18 protein-coding genes are annotated in these 20849 nt (G+C 62.8%); 7 read left to right on the top strand and 11 right to left on the bottom strand.

Going from position 1 to position 20849, the window contains the following annotated elements; translation table 11 throughout:
* Positions 1-44: 44 nt before the first annotated feature.
* On the bottom strand, positions 45-794 hold the full coding sequence (locus E2K99_RS05295) for an SDR family NAD(P)-dependent oxidoreductase (protein ID WP_034332119.1): 750 nt from the start codon (positions 792-794) through the stop codon (positions 45-47).
* 210 nt (positions 795-1004) lie between these two features.
* Here E2K99_RS05295 and E2K99_RS05300 point away from each other — a divergent pair, with 210 nt between their 5' ends.
* A complete protein-coding gene (locus E2K99_RS05300; protein ID WP_121044196.1) occupies positions 1005-1895 on the top strand; it encodes a LysR substrate-binding domain-containing protein in 891 nt (296 codons plus the stop codon).
* Here E2K99_RS05300 and E2K99_RS05305 read toward each other — a convergent pair.
* The 3 genes from E2K99_RS05305 to E2K99_RS05315 all read right to left on the bottom strand — a co-directional run bounded on the left by E2K99_RS05305 (position 1889) and on the right by E2K99_RS05315 (position 7046).
* Positions 1889-2782 carry a hypothetical protein gene (locus E2K99_RS05305; protein ID WP_240733858.1) on the bottom strand — a complete coding sequence of 298 codons (894 nt, stop codon included), beginning with the start codon at positions 2780-2782 and terminating at the stop codon, positions 1889-1891. The two genes, E2K99_RS05300 and E2K99_RS05305, sit on opposite strands and share 7 nt — an antisense overlap.
* Positions 2783-2849: 67 nt before the next feature.
* On the bottom strand, positions 2850-4268 hold the full coding sequence (gene cls, locus E2K99_RS05310) for a cardiolipin synthase (protein ID WP_134221571.1): 1419 nt from the start codon (positions 4266-4268) through the stop codon (positions 2850-2852).
* Between the two features lie 228 nt (positions 4269-4496).
* Positions 4497-7046, bottom strand: a complete 2550-nt coding sequence (locus E2K99_RS05315) for a PepSY domain-containing protein (protein ID WP_134221572.1) — start codon at positions 7044-7046, stop codon at positions 4497-4499.
* A gap of 312 nt (positions 7047-7358) precedes the next feature.
* Here E2K99_RS05315 and E2K99_RS05320 point away from each other — a divergent pair, with 312 nt between their 5' ends.
* Together E2K99_RS05320 and E2K99_RS05325 are read left to right on the top strand one after the other, a co-directional pair.
* Positions 7359-7733, top strand: coding sequence for a type II toxin-antitoxin system RelE/ParE family toxin (locus E2K99_RS05320; RefSeq protein ID WP_134137167.1), 375 nt, complete (start codon positions 7359-7361; stop codon positions 7731-7733).
* Positions 7717-8097: a helix-turn-helix domain-containing protein gene (locus E2K99_RS05325; protein ID WP_121044185.1), complete on the top strand. Its 381-nt coding sequence runs from the start codon at positions 7717-7719 to the stop codon at positions 8095-8097. Before E2K99_RS05320 ends, E2K99_RS05325 begins: the two co-directional genes overlap by 17 nt.
* A gap of 72 nt (positions 8098-8169) precedes the next feature.
* Here the strand turns inward: E2K99_RS05325 and E2K99_RS05330 are convergent, their stop codons facing one another.
* Positions 8170-9003 (bottom strand): alpha/beta hydrolase, encoded by an 834-nt coding sequence (locus tag E2K99_RS05330; protein WP_134221573.1) that lies wholly within the window; start codon positions 9001-9003, stop codon positions 8170-8172.
* A gap of 45 nt (positions 9004-9048) precedes the next feature.
* Complete coding sequence (locus E2K99_RS05335; protein ID WP_121044179.1) at positions 9049-9963, bottom strand: LysR substrate-binding domain-containing protein; 915 nt, start codon at positions 9961-9963, stop codon at positions 9049-9051.
* A gap of 244 nt (positions 9964-10207) precedes the next feature.
* On the opposite strand from E2K99_RS05335, the gene E2K99_RS05340 reads away from it, so the two are divergent.
* The 4 genes from E2K99_RS05340 to maiA are packed head-to-tail and all read left to right on the top strand — an operon-like array spanning position 10208 to position 14907.
* Entirely contained in the window at positions 10208-11551 is a 1344-nt protein-coding gene (locus E2K99_RS05340) for an MFS transporter (protein ID WP_134221574.1), read from the top strand.
* Positions 11548-12885 (top strand): homogentisate 1,2-dioxygenase, encoded by a 1338-nt coding sequence (gene hmgA / locus E2K99_RS05345; RefSeq protein WP_134221575.1) that lies wholly within the window; start codon positions 11548-11550, stop codon positions 12883-12885. Before E2K99_RS05340 ends, hmgA begins: the two co-directional genes overlap by 4 nt.
* Positions 12882-14228 carry a fumarylacetoacetase gene (gene fahA / locus E2K99_RS05350; RefSeq protein WP_134221576.1) on the top strand — a complete coding sequence of 449 codons (1347 nt, stop codon included), beginning with the start codon at positions 12882-12884 and terminating at the stop codon, positions 14226-14228. The genes hmgA and fahA overlap by 4 nt, the downstream gene beginning before the upstream one ends.
* A gap of 31 nt (positions 14229-14259) precedes the next feature.
* The gene (maiA, locus tag E2K99_RS05355; protein ID WP_134221577.1) at positions 14260-14907 is read left to right on the top strand and encodes a maleylacetoacetate isomerase; all 648 of its coding nucleotides are present in this window, start codon (positions 14260-14262) and stop codon (positions 14905-14907) included.
* Positions 14908-14911: 4 nt separating this feature from the next.
* Here maiA and E2K99_RS05360 read toward each other — a convergent pair whose 3' ends face one another.
* The 5 genes from E2K99_RS05360 to E2K99_RS05380 all read right to left on the bottom strand — a co-directional run bounded on the left by E2K99_RS05360 (position 14912) and on the right by E2K99_RS05380 (position 20812).
* Positions 14912-15367, bottom strand: a complete 456-nt coding sequence (locus E2K99_RS05360) for a MaoC family dehydratase (RefSeq protein WP_134221578.1) — start codon at positions 15365-15367, stop codon at positions 14912-14914.
* Between the two features lie 83 nt (positions 15368-15450).
* On the bottom strand, positions 15451-16119 hold the full coding sequence (locus E2K99_RS25820) for a hypothetical protein (protein ID WP_134221579.1): 669 nt from the start codon (positions 16117-16119) through the stop codon (positions 15451-15453).
* Positions 16120-16343: 224 nt separating this feature from the next.
* Positions 16344-18365, bottom strand: coding sequence for a flagellar filament capping protein FliD (gene fliD / locus E2K99_RS05370; RefSeq protein WP_134221580.1), 2022 nt, complete (start codon positions 18363-18365; stop codon positions 16344-16346).
* A gap of 432 nt (positions 18366-18797) precedes the next feature.
* Positions 18798-19292 carry an Lrp/AsnC family transcriptional regulator gene (locus tag E2K99_RS05375; protein WP_081486017.1) on the bottom strand — a complete coding sequence of 165 codons (495 nt, stop codon included), beginning with the start codon at positions 19290-19292 and terminating at the stop codon, positions 18798-18800.
* 143 nt (positions 19293-19435) lie between these two features.
* Positions 19436-20812 carry an aspartate aminotransferase family protein gene (locus E2K99_RS05380; RefSeq protein ID WP_134221581.1) on the bottom strand — a complete coding sequence of 459 codons (1377 nt, stop codon included), beginning with the start codon at positions 20810-20812 and terminating at the stop codon, positions 19436-19438.
* Positions 20813-20849 lie beyond the last annotated feature (37 nt).

The following is a 20849-nucleotide window of genomic DNA, read 5'->3' on the forward strand; positions in this document are numbered from 1 at the left end:
GAAAGATGCCGGCCGGGCCGGCGTGCGCGAGCATTAAGCTGTGTTTAATGAATCAGCATTCCACCATTAACGTCCAGCGTGATGCCGGTGCAGTATTGCGAGAGGTCGCTGCCGAGGAAGACGCAGGCGCCGCCGATGTCGTCGGCACGGCCCAGGCGCGCCAGCGGAATGGTCTCGGCGATCTCGGCCTTCTTTTCTTCGGTGAGCTTGCCCTTGATGATGTCGGTGCCGATCAGGCCGGGGGTGATGCTGTTGACGCGGATGCCTTCCGGGCCGAACTCGCGCGCCATGGCACGCGCCAGCCCCAGCACGCCGGCCTTGGCCGCCGAATAGTGCGGCCCCCCCAGGATGCCGCCGCCGCGCTGCGCCGATACCGACGAGATGCAGATGATGGAACCGCTCTGCTGCGCACGCATGGCCGGCAGCACCGCCTGCGACATGTAGAGCGTGCCGCGCAGGCTGACATCGAGGATGCGGTCGTAATCCGCGCCGGTGATCTCCAGCGTCTTGACGGGTTGGGTGATACCGGCATTGTTGACCAGGATGTCGATGCGGCCGAACTGCTTGACGGCCTGGGCGATGGCCGCCTCGCAGGAAGCCTTGTCGGTCACGTCCGCCACCAGCCCCAGATGCTGGCTGCCGATGCGCGCAGCGGCGCCGGCCGGGTCGGCTTGCGCCAGGTCCAGCACCACCACGCGGGCGCCTTGTCCGGCCATCAGGCGCGCCGTGGCGTAGCCCAGTCCGTTGATTCCTGCACCGCCGGTGATGACGGCAACCTTGTCCTTGAGCAGCATGTCGTGTTCTCCAGATGTTTGCGTTGAAGTGAGCAACAGCGGAGACAGCGCGGATGCGCGATGGCGCGTGCTGCCGTGCAGCATGCAGGGGCTTTGACCATGTCTCCGTTTTTGTTCTGATGCGCATGGTCGAACTTTCCTCGCCTGACGACAAGCGAAGTCTCGTCATGTTAAAGTGACGGATCATCATCTTAGCCACAGAGCCCGTCCATGGCCGTTCTCCCGCCGTTACCCAACCTCCAGGCCTTCGAAGCGGTGGCCCGGCGCAAGAGTTTTGCGCTGGCGGCGGCCGAGCTGCACCTGACGGCCTCGGCGGTGAGCCACCAGGTGGCGCGGCTGGAATCCTATCTCGGCATTCGGCTCTTCGAGCGCAGCGCGCACGGCGTGCGCATCACCACGGCAGGGGAGAGTTACCTGGCGCGCATCCAGGGGGCGATCTCGGCCATCACGGCGGCGTCCATGGACGTGCGGCAAGGAGTCAGCAATACGCTCTACATCCATTCCGCGCCCAGCATCGCCAGCCTGTGGCTGATGGCGCGGCTCAATGATTTCGCGCGCACCTATCCGGAGATCACCTTCAATCTCTCGGCGGCGCACTCGCAGAGCAATTTCGAGTTGGGCGAAGTCGATATCGACATCCGCTACGGCATTCCCAACTGGCCGGGACTGGTAGTGGAGCCGCTCTTCGAAGAGCGCATCGTGCCCTTGGCCAGCCCGGCTTTCATCCGTGAGTACAAGCTCAAAAAACCTGCCGATCTGTTGGGCGTGAAGCTCATTCGCAGCAACGTGAGCGTGGTGCAGTGGTCGGACTGGTTCGGGGAATTTGCGGACGTGCGTCCGCCGGAGCAGTTCGCGGTCCGTTTCGACCGCGCACAGATGTCACTGGATGCCGCTACCCAGGGATTGGGCGTGGCGCTGGAGAGCGCGACCGTGGCCGCGCGACACATCGAGGAAAAGAAACTGAAACCGGTCTTCGGACTGGATCGCGCCATCAAGGTCAAGGCGCACTTTGCGGTCTACCCGGCGCATCATGCACGCCGGCCTGCGGTGGCTGCGTTCCTTGAGTGGCTGCGTGAGCAGGCCGAAGTGCAGGATTACTGAGCGGCCTTCTGCTGCCGCGCCACTTCCTTGCGCTTCATGGAGAGATAGTCCTCGCGGCTGACCTCATGCAACTGGCGGGGATATTGTTCGGTCGCACCGTACCAGGCCGTCAGCCGCTTCTCCAGCCGTTCTCCGGCCGGTGCTTCCAGGCCGGACAGATAGGCATCGATGGCCAGGTAATAGCGCATGGTATTGCGCTCCACCGTGGCGCGGCTGCCCGAGACATACTGCGGCTGTCCGTTGGCCTCGCGCTTGACCACGCTGAAACCGACCTTGTCGCGGCCGGCCGTCATCAGGTAGGCACGCAGTGCCAGCTTGCTGGCCATGCCATAGGAATAGGCATAGCTGAAATGCAGGAAGGAGCGCTTGTCATCCAGCGGAATGGCTTCAATCTCGATGCGATAGTTGGAGGTGTCCAGCGGTCCTTTGTCGGCCAGCATCGAGGACGAAAAATAATCGGCTGCGCTGGCCCCGCCGTGATAGCGCAGGTCGACGCGGTAGGTATCGTTGAGATCCTGTTCGGTCTTCTTGCCGACCTGCATGCGCAGGGTGGTCTTGCCGTTTTCGCGCATCATGCGGCAATACTTGGTGTTGAGGTGCAGGATGAGGATGTCACACCAATGATCGGGGTTGTCCAGCGACTCGCGCACTTGTGCAAAGGGATAGCTCAGCACGGCATAGATGTCGCCCTTGACGTTGCCGCCATCCTCGCGCGAATTCAGGTAGAGAGGGCGATGGTAACCGTTGTTGCTGAGCTCGCCCTGCAATTCTTCGTAACGGCTCTTCATGGCGACCGCACCGGTCTGGGTTTGGGCATGTGCCCAGCTGCCGACCGCCAAGGCACAGGTGGCAGCCAGCAACAAGCGTGAGGTCAGACGGGACAACATCGATCGCAAACCGGACTCCTTTTCGATTTCAGTACATTCGTTCATTCACCGGCGTTTCCCGCCGCGCTCAAAGCAGGCGGGACCAGACGCTGGCACCAAATTCCTTCATCCTTTCACTGATCGGGCGCTGCTCCCATTGTTCCTTTGTGATTTCCTTCGAGGCACCAAGATCCCGGTCAAACATGGTTTTGGTCTGGGCCCCGAATTGCGGGCTCAGGATCACGGCATTGATTTCCTGGTTGTAGACGAAGCTGCGCCAGTCGAGGTTGGTCGAACCGATGGTGGACCAGACGCCATCGATGAGCGCGGTCTTGGAATGCAGCAGCGCGTCCTGGCGTTCGTAGATGCGCACGCCCGCTTCCAGCAGTTCGCTGTAGAAGGAGCGCGAGGCATAGAGCACCAGCGAGGAGTCGCTGTGCGAGGGCAGGATCAGGCGCACATCCACGCCGCGCCGGGCCGCATCCTTGAGCGAATCGCGCAGTTGCGGATCGGGCACGAAGTAGGCATTGGTCAGGTAGATCGAACTCTCCGCATGTTGAATGGCCGAGATGAAGGTGGCGTAGATGATGCTGTAGGGATCATCGGGCGAGCTGCCGATGGCGCGCACGATCTCGTTGCCGGCGGGGGCGACGGGCGGGAAGTAGCGATGGTCGCCGAGGTCCGGACCGCGCTGCTTGCCCCAGGTCTCGATGAACAGCTTCTGGAATTCCAGCGCCACCGGGCCATCGATGCGCACCTGCGTATCACGCCAAGGGATCTGCTCGCCGTCCTTGTTGAGCTGCGGTTTTTTCTTGCGGGTGCTGAAGGAGCCGCTGGAATACACGCTGCTGATGTTGATGCCGCCGACGAAAGCGGTCTTGCCATCGACCACCAGCAGCTTGCGGTGATCGCGCTGGTTGACGGCCCAGTCCTTGCGCAGCTGCGTCGGATTGAGCGGATTGAATTCCAGCACATGCACGCCCGCATCGATCAGGGGCTGGAAGAATTCGCGCGGGGTATTGATGCTGCCCACGCTGTCATACATCAGGTTGACCTGCACTCCCTTCTTCTGCATGGCGATCAGCAGGTCGGCAAACTGGCGGCCGACCTCATCGTCTTCCATGATGTAGGTTTCCATGTTGATGTGATAGCGCGCGGCCTGGATCGCCTGCTGCATGGAGGCATAGGTGGCCGGGCCGTCGATGAGCAGCGTAACCTTGTTGCCGGTGACCAGCGGCGAGCCGGTGATGGCGCCTTCGATGGCCACGTGGCGGTCCAGCAGGGTGTTGTCGGCATTCTGCGCGCGCAGCTTGTCCAGCGCGGCCTTGGCCTGTGCCTCGGAGAGCACGCCGCGTCCGCCCTTCATCTGGATGGTGCGGGCCGATTGCGTGTCCATGTCGGGCACGATGGTGGGCAACGAGCTGCACGCGGCCAGCATCAGCGAGCTCAGCAGCAACACGAGCCCGGCGGCGGACCAGCTCCTCAATCTCATTTTCTTGTTGGTCATGGAAGGATCCCGGTTGGGCGCTGCCATGGACCGCGACGCTGTCCGGCGTCGGCAGGCAACGCTGTGCGGACGAGTATATGCCCGGCTGCAGCGCCGTAGCGCGGCCGCAGGCACGAATCGGAACTGTCCTACAAAGGAAAGCGGGAGCTGCCTACAGGGGGGCGCGGGAGCTGTTGCATCCCGCAGGAGGAGAGGCGGATGGATCGACGATCCATCCGGCGGGAATCATCAGTAAACGTCGCGGCGATAGCGATTCTGTTCGATCAGGGCATGCAGGCCGGCTTCGCCCAGCAGGTCCGTGAGGACGGCATCGACACCGGCGGCCATGCCTTCCAGGCTGCCGCAGACGTAGATGACGGCCCCCTGGTCCAGCCACTGGCGCAGCTCGGGCCCGGCTTGACGCAGGCGGTCCTGTACATACAGGCGCTCGTTCTGGTCACGCGAGAAGGCCAGGTCGAGGCGTGACAGGCGGCCCTGTTGCAGCCAGTCCTGCAATTCATCGGCATACAGGAAATCGTAACGTTCGTTACGTTCTCCGAAGAGCAGCCAGTTGCGGGACTGCGTTTCTGCGTGCTGCATGCGTGCGCGCAGATGGCCGCGCAAGCCGGCCAGGCCCGAGCCATTGCCGATGAAGATGGCCGGCGTATCGGCAGCGACCGGGGCGAAACCGGCGTTCTCCACCAGACGCAGATCGATGGAGGCATCGTCTGGTGCAAATTCGGTCAGCCAGCCGGAGGCCAGTCCCAGTCCGTCTTCATGCCGGACCTGGCGCACCAGCAGGTGCACCGCGCCATCCTGTGGCACCGAGGCCACCGAGTACGAACGCGCGGCCAGGGGCTGCAACTGGTCGGCCAAGGCTTGGGCTTCACGTACGGGATGCGTGGGCAGCACGCTGCAGGCCAGCGCGTCGGCCAGCGTCTTTTGGCGGCCTTGATGGCTCACCATGGCGCTGCCATCCAGCTGCAGTCGCTGCAGCAGCAGGGCGATACGATCCGGTGCGTGGCGCGGCAGGATCTCCACCAGTGCACCGGCTTGCCAGTCGGGCAGGCTGCCGTCCTGCGGCTTTAATTCCACGTGATACAGCGGCGCGCCTTGGCTGCCCGGATTCCTGAGCACGCGTCGTGTCAGCTTCCATTGTTGCCATGCCGGTGCAGTGGTGGGCAGGAGTTCGCTCACATTCGCCTGCAGTCCGTGGGCAGCCAGTTCAGTTTCCCATTTGCGCAGCGCCACGCCGGCCATGCGGTCCACTTCCACCAGCGGGAACAGGGGCTTGGCCCCGCACTGGCGCAGGCCGTGGTCGAGGGTGTGGCCGAAGCCGCAGAACTGCGCGTAGTGACGGTCGCCCAGCGCCAGGATGGCGTAGTGCACGTGGGCCAGCGACTGCCCTGCGGCCTGGCGCAGGCGCTTTTCGAAGCCGCGTGCGCTGTCGGGCGCATCGCCCTCGCCAAAGGTGCTGGCGATGAAGAGGATGCGGCGGTGATGGCGCAAGCTCTCCGGCGTGCTTTGTGCCAGCGCTTGCAGCTGCACGGCGATGCCGCTGCGGCGCAGGCCGGCAGCGGTATGCAGGGCGATGCGCTCGGCCTGGCCGGTCTGCGAGGCATAGGCCACCAGGACCGGTTCGCCTTCGGGAGCGGGTGCCGTGCCGTTGAGGCTGGCACGTTCGGCGCGCAGCGCGGCCTTCTTGCGGCGGCGGTCGAGATAGAGCATCCAGCCGGTGATGCCGAAGAGCGGCATCATCAGGCTGGCGATGGCCATGATGATGCGGCCCGGCAGGCCGAAGTAAGTGCCCATGTGCAGCGGGTAGATGGCCGCGATCAGCTTGCCGCCATTGCTCTTGTCTTCGTAGCGCTCCAGCTGCCGGATCTCGCCGCTCTGCGGCAAGACCACCATGCGGCTGCGGGCGCGCTCATGGGGCGCACCGTGATCGAGGAAGAAGATCTGCACCGGCTGGGAACCCTGCTCGGGCAGGCGCAGCTGGGCGCTCTGGTAGTCCGGTGCCTTGGCCAGGAAACTGTTCCAGGCCTGGGTCAGTTCCAGCGGGATGGCTTCCTCACTTGCAGGTTTCTTCTTGCCCTCGCCGCGCTGCATGGCGGGGCGGCGGCTCTCGCCGGCCAGCGTGTTGACACCGTCCTTGAACCAGTCCAGGGCCCAGTAGGCGCCGGTGATGGAGAAGAGCACGTACATCACCAGCGACCAGGTGCCGATGACCGAGTGCAGGTTCCACAGGAAGGAGCGGCCCTGCAACTGGAAGTCCAGCCGCAGCCAGGCGCGCAGCGACAGCGGGCGGCGCGGCCAGCGCAGGTAGAGGCCGGAGAGCGCCAGCATCAGCAGCGCCAGTGCCAGCGTGCCCAGGACGATCTTGCCGATCTCGGTGGGCAGCAGCAGCCAGCGGTGGAAGTGCTCGATGAACTCGAAGAATTCCGCGCCTGTCACCGGCGGCAGCAGCGCGCCGGTATAGGGATCGGCATAGCGCACCTCACCGCGCCGCACCCCGGGCGGCGGCGCGAAGACCACGCGGGCCGAGGCGCCGGGTTCAGAAGTGAGGGTGAGGGTGGTGACGCGCCGGGCCGGTTCGGCCTCACGCAGTTTGTCCAGCAGTTGCTGGGGCGTGAGCGTGGCCTGCTGGCGCACTTGCACATGCATCACGCCGGGGCTCAGGGCCTCCATGATTTCTTCGCGGAAAGCCAGCACGGCGCCGGTCACGCCGATGGTCATCAACAGGGTGCCGGCAGTAATGCCGATGAACCAGTGCAACTGGAACCAGATCTTCTTGAACATGTATCACTAGGGCGGCGAGAGGCGCGCATGCGCCTTGTTGGTCTTGTCTGCCGGGCCGCAGCGGGGGCGACCGGGGGTCAGGCCGGTATTATAGTTCAGATGAAAATGATTCTTATTGTTGTTTTGGGTGGCGTGATGTAGTTGTCCGTACACAAAACTCTTCGAGCTCCACCATGGATTTTCCTTGAGGAAATTATTTGCCAGTCTTGCTGGTTAACCTGGCCGACCAAGCCAGGAGCGCATGTTGCCGGAAATTCTCCTGCCATCTTCAAAAAATTCCTTTAGTGGAATATAACTTTAGAGGAATAAAGCATGCAATGCGAGGTAGAATTTACCGATGAATTCGAAGACTGGTGGGATCGGCTCAATGATGCTGAGCAGACGTCCGTGGCTGCCTACGTTGGCCTGCTGGAGAAAAACGGACCCGCTCTCAGGCACCCATACAGTTCTGGAATTCTCGGTTCCAGGCATGCGCACATGAGAGAGCTTCGGATCCAGCATGCCGGAAGACCTTACCGGGTGCTCTACGCATTTGATCCATTGCGGCATGCGATCCTGTTGATTGGCGGAGACAAGACCGGAAACCATCGTTGGTACGAGCACACCATCCCTCTCGCGGACAGGCTTTACGACGTTCATCTCGACACACTGAGCAAGGAGGCAGTCGATCATGGCAAAAAAATTTAGTGAATTGCGCGCCCGCATGCATCCTGAGGCGCAAGTGCAGGCAAACGCAAGAACCGAATCCATGCAGACCTGCATCAAATTGCAGGCATTGCGCAAGAGCCTGCAAGTGACGCAGGCCAGCCTTGCCGCGAGTTTGAATATTCAGCAGGCAGCCATTTCGAAGATGGAAAGTCGTGATGACCTGCTAGTGAGCAGCGTCATGGACTTCGTGCGGGGCTTGGGCGGTCAATTGGTGCTGACGGCAACGTTCCCAGGCAACAAGACGTTTGATTTGACACCCGAACCGGTGAAGGTCCTGCGCGCGCCCATTGCCGTTACGGAAAAGCCTCGAGCCAAGATGCGCCGACCGGGCAAGGCAAGCTGACTTCAGTGTCTCTCCGCTACAGCATCCAGCCACCGGGACGTAGCGTGGCTGGGGCGACATCGGCAAGCTCGTTTACCCCAACATCATCTTCAACAGGGTCCGAGTCAAACTGCTCCCGGTATCGGCCGCCACATCCACCACACTCAGGTGATGTTGCCCGGGCAGCGGCAAGATTTCCACCGCATGTCCCGACTGCCGCAGCGTGGCCGCATAGAAATCGCGCTGGCGCAGGAATTCCGCCGATTCATCGTCGCCCGCACATAGCAACGCCTGCACGCCATTGGGCATGGCGAGCAATTGCGGACTGGCCTGCTGGGCATCCGAGGGCGAGAGGTGCAGCACTTCGTTCAAATAGGACAGCCGCACTGGTTCCAGATCATAGATCCCGCTGATGCCGCACACGCCGCGCACCGGCGCGGCACCCAGCGAAGCAATCAGCGCGGCCAGGTGGGCACCGGCCGAGTGGCCCATGAGCCAGATCGCATCCGGATCGAAGCGCAGCGCCGCGGCCTTGGCATACAGCATGCGCAGCGCACGCCCGCAGTCGGCGGCGATGTCGCCCATGCGCACCTGCGGGGCCAGGCGGTAATTGATGAGGGCCACGTTGATGTCCTGGGCCAGGTAGGGCAGGGCCAGCTGGCTGAACTGGTGCTTGTCCAGCGAGCGCCAGTAGCCGCCGTGGATGAAGACCAGCAGGGGCCGGCCATTGCTGCGCCCGGGAAAGAAATCCAGCGTCTGCAGCGCATCCTCTCCGTAAGGTACATCGGTCAGATGCGGATGCGCTTGCCGCGCTGCTTCTCCCTCGCGCGCAAAGCGGTCGAAATACGCCTGGAAATCCGTAATACGCAGGCGCACGTTGTATTGCTCGTCCAGCGCCTCGCGGTCATAGTCGCGGTAGATGTTCATGTTGTCTCCCCGGCCTTCCGGCCACAGTCGTTGTCCTGCCCGGATTCATTCCGCAAAGTGCGCCGAGATCAGGTTGCGCAGCCAGACATTGCCCTCGTCCTGATTGTAGCGGCGATGCCAGAACATGTTGGTCTGCAGCGCCGGCAGGCGCAACGGCGGTTTGATGTAACGCAGTCCGAAGGGCGCGGCAGCACTCTCGGCCAGCTTGCGCGGCACCGTCACCACCAGCGCCGTGGTACTGACGATGTAAGGAACCGCCGTGAAATGCGGCACCCGGAAGCGCACGCTGGGCAGCACGCCCGCCTTCTCCAGATTCTGGTTGATGCGATCATAAGGACTCTCCAGCGAAGACACCATCAGGTGCTCGGCCGCCAGGAATTCCTTGAGGCTGACTTCGCCGCGCTTGTCCAGGGCATGGCCGATGCGGAACATGCTCACGTATTCCTGGCGGAACAATCGCCGCTGGTACAGCGCCTCCGACAGATTGTCGAACGCGCCGATGGCCAGGTCCACCCGGCCGGCTTCCATTTCACTCTTCAGGTCGATGGCGCCGGCACGCACGGTCGACAGGCTCACGCCCGGCGCGACTTCGGCACAGGCTTCGATCAGGCGCGGCATGAAATACACCTCGCCCACATCGGTCATGGCAATCGTGAAGCGGCGCTCGCTGGTCTGTGGCGCAAAGCCTTCCTGCAGGTTGAGAGCACGGGCCACCTGCTGCAGCGCCGCAGCCACCGGCTCGGCCAGCTGTTCCGCAAAAGGCGTGGGCTGCATCCCTTGCGCCGTACGCACGAACAGCTCATCGCCGAAGCTGCGCCGCAACCGCGCCAGCGCATTGGACACCGCCGGCTGCGACAGCCCCAGCCGACGGGCGACCGAGGAGATCTGGCGTTCCTGGAAGACTTCCTGAAATACCACCAGCAGGTTGAGATCGATGTCGCGCGGTTCGATGAGGGCCATGGTCAGCTCGGCAGTACGGCATAGGCGTGCACTGCAATATTCATGAAATGAATGGGTCGTATTTTCGTATTTATATCGTAAAAGAAGGGCGATTGCACTACAGTGACGGCGCGACAACACCATCAAGAGCCGCGCAGCAGCGCCTGCGCACACGGCCATGCAATCTGCCATTGTCGGCCGCATCGGCCCATGGATGGCAGGCAACACAACTAAAAAAACGTAAAGACAGACGAGGAGCACGACAATGAGTACCCACGCAAGTGGCGCTCTCCCCACGGTCCATGTGGACCAGGTGGTGGAGCAGGGCCGGTTCGGCACTTTTCAATTCGGCCTGCTGCTGCTGTGCGGCCTGTGCCTCATCATCGATGGTTTCGACGTGCAGGCCATGGGCTATGTGGCCCCGGCCATCATCGCCGACTGGGGCGTGAGCAAGGCCAGCCTGGGACCGGTATTTGGTGCCGGCCTGTTCGGCATGCTGCTGGGCTCGCTGGTGCTCACCCCGGTGGGTGACCGCTACGGGCGCCGTCCGGTGCTGATCGCCTCGACCCTGTTCTTTGCGGTCTGCATGCTGGTCACGCCGCTGGTCACCACCATCGATCAGTTGCTGATCGTGCGTTTCATCACCGGCTTCGGCCTGGGCAGCATCATGCCCAATGCGATGGCGCTGGTCGGCGAATACAGCCCCTCGTCCTCACGCGTGACCCGCATGATGCTGGTCTCCTGCGGCTTTACCGTGGGTGCTGCGGCCGGCGGATTCGTGAGCGCAGCGCTGATCCCGGCGCACGGCTGGCATGCGGTGTTCTGGGTGGGCGGTGCAGTGCCGCTGGTGCTGGGCCTGGCGATGCTGGTCTGGCTGCCGGAATCGATACAGTTCCTGGTGCTGCACCGTCGTGCGCGCAGCCAGGTGGCACGCTGGCTGCGCAAGCTCGATCCCGCCATCCGCATCGATGACAAGACCGAGGTCGTGGTCAAGGAAAGCAAGGCCGAAGGCATGCCGGTGGCGGCGCTGTTCCGCGATGGCCGCGCGGCTGTCACCGTGCTGCTGTGGTTGATCAGCTTCATGAACCTGATCAACCTGTACTTCCTCTCCAACTGGCTGCCTACGCTCATTCGTGACGCCGGTTATTCCACCAGCATGGCCGTGCTGATCGGGACCTCGCTGCAAGTGGGCGGCGTGGTCGGTACGCTGACCTTGGGCCGCTTCATCAACCGCTTCGGCTTCACCCGCGTACTGGGCAGCTGCTTCCTGCTGGCCTGCGTGTCCATTGCACTGATCGGCAAGGTGGCGGCCATGCCGGTGCTGCTGTTCCTGGCGGTGATCGTGGCGGGCTTCTGCATCGTGGGTGGACAACCGGCCGTCAATGCACTGGCCGGTACCTTCTACCCGACCACGCTGCGTTCCACCGGCATCGGCTGGGCGCTGGGCATCGGCCGCATCGGCTCGGTGGTCGGGCCGGTCATCGGCGGCCAGCTGATCGCGCTGCAGTGGAGCAATGGTTCGCTGTTCATTGCAGCGGCGGTGCCGGCGCTGATTTCGGCGCTGACCATCGCGCGCCTGCATCGTACTTCCCGAGGAGTGTCCGCATGAATACCGTCACCGATTCTTCCGTCAGCCATCACGTGCATACACGCGGCTACCAGTCCGGCTTCGGCAATGAGTTCGCCACCGAGGCCCTGCCGGGTGCGCTTCCCGCGCACCAGAATTCGCCGCAGCGTGCGCCCTATGGCCTGTATGCCGAGCAGATTTCCGGTACCGCCTTCACTGCACCGCGCGGTCACAACCGTCGCTCGTGGCTCTATCGCATCCGTCCGGCAGCAGTGCATCATCCGTTCGAGCCAATGGAACGCGGCCTGCTGGTGAGTCACTTCGACGACGTCGCAGCGCCGCCCAACCAGTTGCGCTGGGACCCGCTACCCATGCCGACCGTGCCCACCGATTTCATCGAAGGGATGGTCACGATGGCCGGCAACGGCTCGCCGCAAGCCCAGAGCGGTTGCGCCATTCACTTGTATGCCGCCAATTGCTCGATGACCGATCGCTTCTTCTATTCGGCCGATGGCGAACTGCTGATCGTGCCGCAGCTGGGCCGCCTGCAATTGCGTACCGAGCTGGGCGTGATCGATATCGAGCCGCAGGAGATCGCCGTCATTCCGCGTGGCCTGCGCTTCCAGGTGCGCCTGCCGGATGGCGAGGCACGCGGCTACATCTGTGAGAATTTCGGCGCGCTGCTGCGCCTGCCTGATCTCGGTCCGCTGGGTTCCAACGGCCTGGCCAATCCGCGCGATTTCGCCACGCCGCACGCCTGGTACGAAGACCGCGAGGGCGACTTCCAGCTCATCGCCAAATTCGGCGGCCATCTGTGGCAGGCGAAGATCGGCCATTCGCCGCTGGATGTGGTGGCCTGGCATGGCAACTATGTTCCCTACAAGTACGACCTGCGCCACTTCAACACCATCGGTTCGATCAGCTACGACCATCCCGATCCCTCGATCTTCCTGGTGCTGCAGTCGCAGAGCGATACGCCCGGCGTGGATACGATCGACTTCGTGATCTTCCCGCCGCGCTGGCTGGCTGCTGAAAATACCTTCCGTCCGCCCTGGTTCCACCGCAACGTGGCCAGCGAATACATGGGCCTGATCACCGGCCAGTACGATGCCAAGGAAGGCGGCGGCTTTGTGCCCGGCGGCGGCAGCCTGCATAATTGCATGAGCGGTCACGGACCGGACGCGGCCACCTTCGAGAAAGCCAGCCGCATCGATACCAGCACCCCGAACAAGGTCGACCACACCATGGCCTTCATGTTCGAGACCCGCAACATCCTTTGCCCGACCCGTCACGCCCTGTCCGCGCCGACCTTGCAGCGCGATTACCAGGACTGCTGGCTGGGCATCCAGAAGAACTTCAACCCGGAGCGCGCATGAGCCTGCCTAGCCTGACACTGAACGAAACCCATGACACCTCGCTGCGTAGCTGGGTCCAGAGCGCAAATGCAGAAAACTGCAGCTTCCCGATCCAGAACCTGCCTTACGGCGTGTTTCGCCGCGGCGGCAGTGAAGAAGCGTACCGCGCGGGCGTTGCCATCGGCGACCAGATTCTGGACCTGCCGGCCGCCCAGTCAGCCGGCGCCTTCTCGGGCTTCGATGAAGCCACGCGCACGGCAGCCCATGCCGCCTGCAGCGGCAGCAGCCTCAATGCCCTGATGGCGCTCACGCCGGCTGCCTGGTCGGCACTGCGCCTGGCATTGTCGCGCCTGCTGCGCAGCGGTTCGGCGCATCAGTCCGAACTGGCCGCCTGCCTGGTGCCGCAAGCCCAGGCCGAATACGATGTACCGGCCGTGATCGGCGACTACACCGACTTCTACACATCGATCCACCACGCCACCACGATAGGGAAGCTGTTCCGTCCGGATAATCCGCTGTTGCCCAACTACAAGTGGGTGCCCATCGGTTATCACGGCCGTGCTTCTTCCATCGCGATCTCGGGCCAGCAGTTCCGTCGTCCGGTCGGGCAGACCAAAGCACCCGATGCGGATTTGCCCAGCTTCGGTCCCTGCAAGCGCCTGGACTATGAACTGGAACTCGGCATCTTCATCGGTGGCGGCAATGCACTGGGCGAGCCGGTCCCGATGGCGCAGGCCGAGGACAAGGTGTTTGGACTTTGTCTCCTGAACGACTGGTCCGCACGCGATGTGCAGGCCTGGGAATACCAGCCGCTGGGCCCCTTCCTGTCGAAGAGCTTTGCTTCCACCATCTCGCCCTGGATCGTCACGCTGGAAGCGCTGGCCCCGTACCGTTGCGGATGGACGCGTCCGGCGGAGGACCCGCAGCCGCTGCCTTACCTGGATGCGCCGACCCTGCGCGAGAGCGGCGCCTTTGACATCGAACTGGAAGTGCTGATCCAGACCGCTGCCATGCATGAAGCGGGCAGTGCGCCGCAACGGCTCTCGCTGGGCAACTATCGGGATGCCTACTGGACCGTGGCGCAGCTGGTCACGCACCATACCGTCAATGGCTGCAACTTGCGTCCGGGCGATTTCTTCGGGTCGGGTACCTTGTCGGGTCCGGCACCGGACCAGGCCGGTTCGCTGCTGGAACTGAGCGGTGGCGGCAAGACCCCGCTGACCCTGGCCAATGGCGAGAAGCGCGTCTTCCTGGAAGATGGCGATACCATCATCCTGCGCGCAGTGGCTCGTCGCGATGGCTTGCCCACTATCGGTTTCGGTGAAGCGGCCGGCACCGTGTTGCCTGCCCGCAGCCTGGCCTGATCCGATTGTCTTTCCTGAAGGAAGCAAGCGCATGACTACCCTCTACAGCTATTTCCGCAGCTCGGCCTCGTATCGCGTGCGCATCGCCCTGAATCTCAAAGGCGTGCCTTATGAAACGGCGGCCGTGCATCTTTTGAACCAGGGCGGCGAGCAATTGCTGCCCGCCTTCACGCAGTTGAATCCGCATGCGCTGGTGCCGGTACTGGCCGACCAGGGCAAGCTGCTCACGCAATCGATGGCGATGCTGGAGTATCTGGAAGAGCGCTATCCGACGCCCTCCCTGTTGCCGGGCGATGCCTTTGCGCGTGCGCATATTCGCGAACTGTCGCTGGCCATCGCCTGTGAAATCCATCCGCTGAACAACCTGCGCGTGCTGCGTTATCTCAAGCACGCGCTGGCGGTGGATGAGGCGCAGAAGACGGCCTGGATCCAGCACTGGATCAAGCTCGGTTTCACCGCGCTGGAACAGCAACTGGCGGCCGATACTACCCGTGGCCACTTCTGCGTAGGCGATGCACCGACCATGGCCGATTGCTTCCTGATTCCGCAGATCTTCAATGCGCGCCGTTTCGAAGTGGACATGGCGCCTTACCCGACGCTGTGCGCCATCGAGGCCGCCTGCAACACGCTGCCCGCTTTCGAGCAGGCGCATCCGGCGCAACAGCCCGACGCCGCGTAAGCGATCAGCCCGGGCTGCGGCGCGGTACCAGCAGGTTGCCGGTCATGATGAGCACGGCTTCGTCGTGCTGGTTGTAAGTCGTCACGCGATGGTTGAGGAATCCCTGCTGCGGCTTGGATTGCGAAGTCTTGATGCCCAGCACTTCGGCTTCCAGACGCAGCACATCGCCGGGACGGGTCGGACGCGGCCAGCGGAATTCATCGAAGCCGGCACCGATGATGCCGCCCTGGATGTGCAGGGTATCGACCAGCAGGCGCATGGTCAGCGCGGCGGTATGCCAGCCACTGGCGGCCAGGCCGCGGAAGAAGGTCTGCGGTGCAGCAGCGTCGTCGAGGTGGAAGGGCTGGGGATCGTACTGTTGGGCGAACTGCTTGATCTCTTCGGCGCTCACGGTGAGCGTGCCCGGCGAGCGAAATACCTGGCCGGGCTGGAAGTCATCGAGGTAGTTGAGGGTGGTCACTGAGTCTCCATTCCTGGTATGCACGCTGTAACGTGCTTGTTGTCGTCATGGGGCAGGTAGCCAGTATAACGATACCGCGCCGCTTATGGACGGGCGGCCAGCCAGGTAGTGATTTGCTGGTGCTGATGCATCCAGCGGAAGGTCTGTGGCGAACGCCAAGCGATCAGTTGACCGATCAATTGATACTCGGCATCCAGCGTACGGTGGAATATCGGCTCGTGATGGGCGATGCGGTTACGCAATTGTCGGATCGTTTCAAGTGCGTCATGGATGGCCTTGCGGTGTTGTGCCACGGAGCGGCGCGGATCGAGATACGGGAAGACGCGCCGCAGGTGAGGATTCCATAGTCGTCCATCATGCCTTGCGGCGAACATGCGCTGCCAGAAGACGAACTTGAGTTCCGCAATCACTTTGCCCGTCTGCCCGATCGGTAGGCCTGCCCGGGCCTTGGCCAAATCATGGCGCGCACCATACGCGATCGAACTGGCGGGCAAGCTTTGTTCAAAGGCGAAGGCCCATGGCCACGCAGCGCCGTATTTGGCACCAAGGGCGTCGTCCACCGCATTGCGCAGCACGACTTCACACAAGTGCAGGGGTGTCAGGAAGGCAGCGGAGACCTGCGCGTTCCACAGGTAGAGATTGAGTGCGGCAGGGTCGTCGGGGCCGTGGCAGTGGGTGGCCGCCGCGTAGGTCGAGATGCGCGCGGGCGAGAGCGCCCGGTGAATTTCCGCTATCTGTGCCTGAATTGACATTGCACCCGTTAACCCCTATAGTCGCCACGCGAGCCACGGGATCTGTTAGCGCAAGCTTCCCCCCGAGGACACACGAGAGTTTAACGACGAACCCCGCTTGCAGCGGGGTTTTTCCATTGGGCTTCGGATAAAGCGGAGCAACCTGGGATTTATTCGATGCAGCGGTGACGCGCAACCCGGTGTCACCGCCTCCTCTGCCACGCCATTCGGCGCGGCCGTTCTCATCACGACGACTTGGACAACTTCGCCAGCTGCTGGGTCAGATAGCTCTGCCGCGACTGCATCGTCGCCAGCGTGACGTTGAGCCGGTTGAACTGGTTGGTGTAGTTGTCCTTCAGGGTTTGCAGCCGATCATTGGCCGCGGTCTGCTGGTCGGTCACGGTCTTGAGGCTGTCCTGCAGGCCCTTGGTCTTGGTGGCCAGCGTGCCGCTGTCGCCCAGGATGCTGTCCATCAGCTTCTGCAGCTTGGGCACTACGCCGGAGGTCCCGGTGAAGAGCTTGGCGACCGCGTCGAAATCCTTGTTGCCGGCCGTCGTCAGCTTGGTCGCATCCAGCGCCAGCGTGCCATCCTTCTGGAACGAGATCCCCACCTGCGACAGGTTCATGCCGCCATCGTCGCCCAGTGCGCCCAGCATGGTGCCGCGGATCTGCGTCATCATGTTCAGCACGGAAGATTCCGCTGCCAGCGGCGAGCCGGTGCTGGCCTGGCCCTTGGTGGTGGACGGGGTCTGCTTGGTGAGGTTGGTCACGGCCTTGGCCAGGTTGTTGTAGGCCGTCACGAAACTGTTGGCCGCCGTCGACAGGCCGCTGTTGTCATTGGCGATGGACAGCGAGAAATTGTCCGCCGCCGTCGTCACCTTCGCCAGGTTCAGCGTCACGCCCGAAATCGCATTGCTGACCTTGTTGGTGGTGCTGGTCACCGCCACGCCATCGATGGTCAGCTTGGCATCCTGCGCCTTGGCCAATTGCCCCATGCTGCTGCCGGACAGGTTGGCATAGTCATTGCTGCCGACCAGCTTGATCGGATCCGTGCCGGCCGGCGTGAGCACCAGATGGTCATTGCTGCCGTCGTTGCTGATGCTGGCGGTCACGCCGGTATTGGCATCGTTGATGGCCTTCATCACGTCGTTCAGGCCGATGGCACCGCTGTTGTCGAGATCGGTCGGGGTGATGGTGAAGGACTTGCTGCCGACCTGCAGCGCCAGGCTGCCGCTGCTGTAAGTCTGGTTGGTCGCTACGCCCGTGGTGGTGACGGTGCCGCTGGGATCGAAGTTGAACACCGCGAAATTGCCGGTGCCGCTGACCCGCAGGCTGTTGGCCGCGCCGCTGTCCTTGGCGGTGAGCACCAGGTGGTCGTTGGTGCCGTCGCTGACGATGGCCGCATTGACGCCCGCATCGCTGGCGTTGATGGCGTCACGCACACCGGCCAGGGTATTGGTCTTGGGCTGGATCAGTGTGGTCGAGCCATTGCCGGTCTTGATGGCCAGCACGCCATTGTCGAAGGTGGTGCCGGGCACGATGCCGGCCGAGCTGACCTTGACCGCCTGCGCCAGCTGGCTCACGCCGATGCTGTACTTGCCGGCGGCGGCCTTGGTGGCATCGCGCGGGGCCTGAATCTGCGTTACCGAGCCCGACACGCTGGGGTCGTAGCTCAGCCCGGACAGCGAATTGTTGGCCGTGACCTTGATGGTGTTGGCCGTGCCGCCGGTATTGGATTCCAGGACGAGATGGTCGCCGCTGCCATCGGTGACGATGGAGGCCGTCACCCCGGCCTTGGAGGCATTGATGGTGTCGCGCAGACCCGCCAGGGTGGCATTGGCCTGCAGCGTGATGAAGGTGGGCGAGTTGGTGCCGATCTTGATGGCGATCGAGTCGCCGGCATTGAAGGTGGTGCCGCTGGCATAGCCACCGGATTTCAACTTCTGTGCCAGGACCTTGGTCGAGTCGTCGCTGTTGGCTTCTGCCGTGAACGGATCGGTGGTCAGGCTGGTGCCGGTGCCGGCATTGGACACGGTGGTCTTCTGCGCACTGAAGCTGGCGGCCGTCATGACCTTCAGGGCGCTTTGATAGCTGGTCAGCGCATTCTTCAGCGAGCCATACGCGGAAATGAGCGTATTGAAGCCGCTTTCCTTGGTCTTCAGCGGTGTGAGCTTGGACTTGCTCTCGACCGCGATGAGCTGGTTGACCAGCGTCGAAACGTCAAGCGGACCGGCCGATGTCGAGATCGTCCCCGTGGAAGTTGCCATGTTGACCCCTAAGCAAACGTGATGTTCTTGTAATTTGAGAAACTGACCCTTCGTCAGCGCACCCGAAGGTTAACGGCACGTCTTTACAAAAGTAAAGGGGAGTTTGCTGACCAATAGTCGTGTTTTTCTGGGGAATTTGTGGAGATTGGATGGAGATGCCGCAATCCGGCCATCGCGGAGGGCATAAATGTAAAGATGAGGCCGAGGGCTTGCCGCGCTGGAAAAGGCTTGCTGTGCGGAAATTGACAGGGGGTGTGCAAAAACGATCAGGAGGGTCCGCGATCGTCTGTACAGAAAAAAGGGCAGAAAAAAGGCGAGGATAAAGGCCAGCAAAACGTACCGAAAAACGGTGCAGACAGCGCAGCCGCCACATGCAGGGCGTGCCAGGCTGCCACCGCACGGTACCGGCCGGCGGTGGCCAGCCCATGGGGCTCAGGTCTGGATGAATTTTTCCAGCGGATAGTGATGCTTGATGAAGGGCGACTTGATGACGATGTAGCTGAAATACTTCTCGATGCGCAGGTTCTGTTCCAGCAGCGATTCGATCACGCTCTGGTAGTGCACCACGCTGCGGGTCATGAACTTGAGCAGGTAGTCATAGCCACCGCTGACCAGATGGCATTCGATGATTTCATCGACGTTGCGGATGGTGGCTTCGAACTTGGCGAAGTCTTCGCGCCGATGGTCCGACAGCGTCACCTCGGTGAACACGATCTGGACGTCGGCCAGTTTCTCCAGACGGATATAAGCGCCGTAGCCGCTGATGTAGCCGGCTTTCTCCAGACGCTTGACACGGATCAGGCAGGGACTGGGCGAGAGGCCGACGGCGTCGGCCAGGATTACATTGGTAATGCGGCTATTCTGCTGCAGGTGACACAAAATCCTCAGATCGATCCGGTCCAGTTTCAACGCGCCGTTAGTCATCATGTTGCCTCGGGTTATTCGACTCAGCCTGCCGGTCTGCCTCGCGTATCGCACGCAGCGCAATCCGGCAGGATGTAGCAGGGCATTTTAACCCCTCCGGCGGCGATTTCCCCATCGTGCCGGAGGCGATACTCGCATGGGCCGGCTCAGCGCACGGCCTGGCGCACCTCGGGTTGGGCCAGCACTTCATCGAGGATGGCACGCAGGCGCGCAAACATCAGCGCGAAATCCTCTTCCGTGTAGCACAGTGCGGGCGCGAAGCCGAGGATGTTGTCACCGAAGGCGCGGAACACCAGGCCATGGCGATAGGCCACCTGGAAGATGCGATCGTGCAGCTTCAGCTCGGGTGCAAAGCGGGCCTTGGTCTGCTTGTCGGCCACCAGTTCCAGTGCGCCCAGGAGACCACGGCTGCGCGCATCGCCCACCAGCGGATGATCGAGCAGGGCGCGCAGGCCACCGGAGAAGACCGGTTCCAGGCGTCGGCCGTTTTCCAGCAGGCCGCCTTCTTCATACAGCCGCAGGACCTCCAGCGCCACCGCCGCACTGACCGGATGGGCCGAGTAGGTCTGGCCATGGCCGACCACGGTGCTCATCGGTGCGCCATCGGCAATACCGTTGTAGACACGGTCCGACATCATCACCGCGCCCATCGGCGCATAGCCGGCGGTCAAGCCCTTGGCCATGGTCATCAGGTCGGGCTGCACGTCTTCGTCCAGGCAGGCGAACATCGGGCCGGTGCGTCCGAAGCCGGTGATGACCTCGTCCACCACGAACAGGATGTCCAGCTGGTTGCAGGCCAGCTGCATGGCCTTGAGCCAGCCCTTGGGCGGCACCACCACGCCGCCGGAACCCTGGATCGGTTCGCAGAAGAAGGCCGCCACATTGTCCGCGCCCAGTTCAGCGACCTTGTCGCGCAGCGATTGCACCGAGGCCGCGATGATCGCTTCATCGCCCTGCAGCTCGCTGCGGTAAGGGTAAGGCGAGGGCAGGTAATGCTGGGTCGGCAGCGGCAGGTTGAAGTTGTAATGGAAATTGGGCAATGCAGTCAGGCCCGCGCCCACCGAGGACGAACCGTGATAGCCACGCTGCAGCGAGATGAAATGCTTTTTGGTCGGCTTGCCGATGGAGTTGTGATAGTGCGTGATGTAGCGAATGGCCGCATCCACCGCATCGGAACCGCCCAAGGTGAAATACACATGCTTGAGCGACGCCGGGCTGATGTCCACCAGTTTCTTTGCCAGCAGGATGGCCGGTTCCGAGGCGAAATGGAAATAGCCGGTGGCATACGGCAGGCGCTGCATCTGCTCGGTGGCGGCGCGGATCACGCTCTCCTGGCCATAGCCGGTATTGACGCACCACAGTCCCGAGAAGGCATCCAGCAGCTGCTTGTCCTGGTGATCGGTCAGGTAGGCGCCGTGGCCCGACTTGAGGATGATGGGTCCCAGTTCTTCATGCTCGCGGAAGCTGGCAACGGGGTGGATCAGGTGGCTGCGGTCGAGCGCGGCCAGGGCGGAAGTTTGCATAGAGGTGGACTCGCTGAAGATGCGTTGAACAAGGCCG

Source organism: Herbaspirillum huttiense (assembly GCF_004367745.1).
Lineage (GTDB): Bacteria > Pseudomonadota > Gammaproteobacteria > Burkholderiales > Burkholderiaceae_D > Herbaspirillum > Herbaspirillum huttiense.